This window comes from Streptomyces sp. NPDC055815, from assembly GCF_053616475.1.
The window spans coordinates 1-1954 of the sequence record NZ_JBSHDU010000182.1; the positions used below are offsets into that span (position 1 = coordinate 1).

A 1954-nucleotide genomic window follows, 5' to 3' on the forward strand; every position below is an offset into this window, starting at 1 on the left:
CGGGTTTTGTGGGGGGGGGGGGGGGGGGGGGGGCCGGGGGGGGGGGGGGCGGCGGCCCCGGCCCCCCCCCCCCCCACCCCCGTGGGGGGCTGGTGCCGTCGGTGAGGGTCGGGCCGCTCCGCTGCGCTCCGGGCCCTCGCTATGGTCGTCCGAACGGGCTCTTCGCAAGCGAAGAGCCCTCGGCGCAAGCGCCGTCGGACTTGTCGGCCGGGTGCTGCGCACCCTCACGTTGGTCGGCCGGACCGGTTCCTTCGCAAGCGAAGGAACCTCGGCACCTGCGGTGCCGCCGACCGACGTACCCGGACGCTGTCGCGTCCGGGCGGCGGCACACCACCGGCCCCAGCCCCAAGAATCACCCGAACGGGTGGCGCTTGGTTTGTGTTCGAACCCTTCACTCGGAGGGGTCTATTTAGGCCTCCACCTGCGAAAACACCCCCATGCGACAGTGAAAGATGATACAGTTTTCTTGTTGGTCGGCGGTGGCACCCGACCAACACCCAAGACACCCACCCCAATTCGAAGGGACCACCATGCCCGAAACCGGCAAGCCCGCCGCGACCTCGTACGCGCTCCTCGTCCTCCCGGACGGCATGTTCAAGGTCATCGACTGGCCGGCCAATTCCGGCGAGACCCTGAAGACCCTGCGCACCGAGATCGAGTGCTCCATGGTCGACGTCGTCGACATCACCCCGAACCTGTCGATGTGGATCGACGACGAAGGCCTGTACTCCGAGAACCCCTACGTGAACGTGGCGGCCTCCTACCTGTTCAGCAGGTACGCCACCCCGCACCAGCCCTACCTGGGGAACGCTGTCTTCACCGGCGGAACCGACAAGGACGGCGACACCCTGGGCCTCAGCGAAGACCAGACGCTGGAGCTGGTCCAGCACCTCCTCACCATCATCGCGTAACGCACGAGACGTCCTGACGGGTGGCAGGGGAGTGAACCTCCGCTGCCACCCAGTGAGAGGAAAGCATGTTCACCTTCGTGTGCGACTGGGCCAACCGCAGAATTTCTGTCAGGGACCAGAAATTCATCATTGTGGTCCAGGCGGAAACACACCGAGAAGCCGTAGTGAAGGCGGCCCACGCGGCCCTCACCCGATATCCGGATGTCGCATACTACGAATCCCCCCGAACCTTCTGGGAGGGAGAATTCGGGGCGGTTCGTGTGGCGGAATTCAGGGGCGACGTGACCGGAAGCATCATCGACCGCGAAGAATACGACCTCATCACCACCTGAGAACTGCGCCCGGTGGGGGAGTGGCACCCCCACCGGGCCGCCAAGACGCCCAAAGACAGGAAAGAAGGACCAGCATGTGCGCATTCCACATCACGGCGAGCGAGTCCGACCATGAGCGCGGAATCGAATACCTCGGACGCCTTATGGAGCGGGCCAAGGGCGGGAAGCACTACCTCACCCTCACTGTCTCGGGAATCGGCGGAGGATTCACAGTTCGCTTTCTCGAATTCACCCAGAACGAAGACGGAACCGACTTCGAGGCATGCGTCATTGAGGCGATGGAATTCGCCGACCTCATGGCATGCGCGATGACCGGAGCGCATGCGGGCGGAATCATCCTCCGGAGCGAGACAGAAAATGGAGACATCGTCAGGGGATGGTCCATTAAGGAGGGAGTCCCCCGGGCACTGAACGCTAGCCAGATGCGCAACGCGCATTGTGTAACCCCGACCGGAGAGCGCATCCCGCCCGAGGCCAAGACGGAATGTGTGGACGCATTCCACATCCTCAAGTAGGCCCAAGAGGGTGTGGTCTGGTTCTGCCAACTCAACCTCCTGCATCAAACTGACCACCCCCAACTCCCCTTCCTAGCCAGCCGCCCGCGTCAGCGGGCCTTGGGTCCGGGAGCGAAGCGGACGGGCCCTCACCCCGCACACCCGCACCGTGCCTGACTGCCCGCCAGTCTCGCCGTGCGGAGCGCAGCGGAGCACG

At 64.9% G+C, this 1954-nt stretch carries 3 protein-coding genes; all 3 read left to right on the forward strand.

Annotated features, from left to right (window positions below; translation table 11 throughout):
• Positions 1–530: 530 nt before the first annotated feature.
• The 3 genes from ACWGN5_RS41830 to ACWGN5_RS41840 all read left to right on the forward strand — a co-directional run bounded on the left by ACWGN5_RS41830 (position 531) and on the right by ACWGN5_RS41840 (position 1758).
• On the forward strand, positions 531–911 hold the full coding sequence (locus ACWGN5_RS41830) for a DUF3846 domain-containing protein (RefSeq protein WP_453524272.1): 381 nt from the start codon (positions 531–533) through the stop codon (positions 909–911).
• A 65-nt stretch (positions 912–976) separates the two neighbouring features.
• Positions 977–1243, forward strand: a complete 267-nt coding sequence (locus ACWGN5_RS41835) for a hypothetical protein (RefSeq protein WP_453524274.1) — start codon at positions 977–979, stop codon at positions 1241–1243.
• Positions 1244–1317: 74 nt separating this feature from the next.
• A complete protein-coding gene (locus ACWGN5_RS41840) occupies positions 1318–1758 on the forward strand; it encodes a hypothetical protein (protein WP_453524276.1) in 441 nt (146 codons plus the stop codon).
• Positions 1759–1954 lie beyond the last annotated feature (196 nt).

What these genes read in the sequence shown, in the direction of transcription:
- ACWGN5_RS41830 (WP_453524272.1), top strand. Translation starts at nt 531, where the DNA reads ATGCCCGAAACCGGCAAGCCCGCCGCGACCTCGTACGCGCTCCTCGTC.
- ACWGN5_RS41835 (WP_453524274.1), top strand. Translation starts at nt 977, where the DNA reads ATGTTCACCTTCGTGTGCGACTGGGCCAACCGCAGAATTTCTGTCAGG.
- ACWGN5_RS41840 (WP_453524276.1), top strand. Translation starts at nt 1,318, where the DNA reads ATGTGCGCATTCCACATCACGGCGAGCGAGTCCGACCATGAGCGCGGA.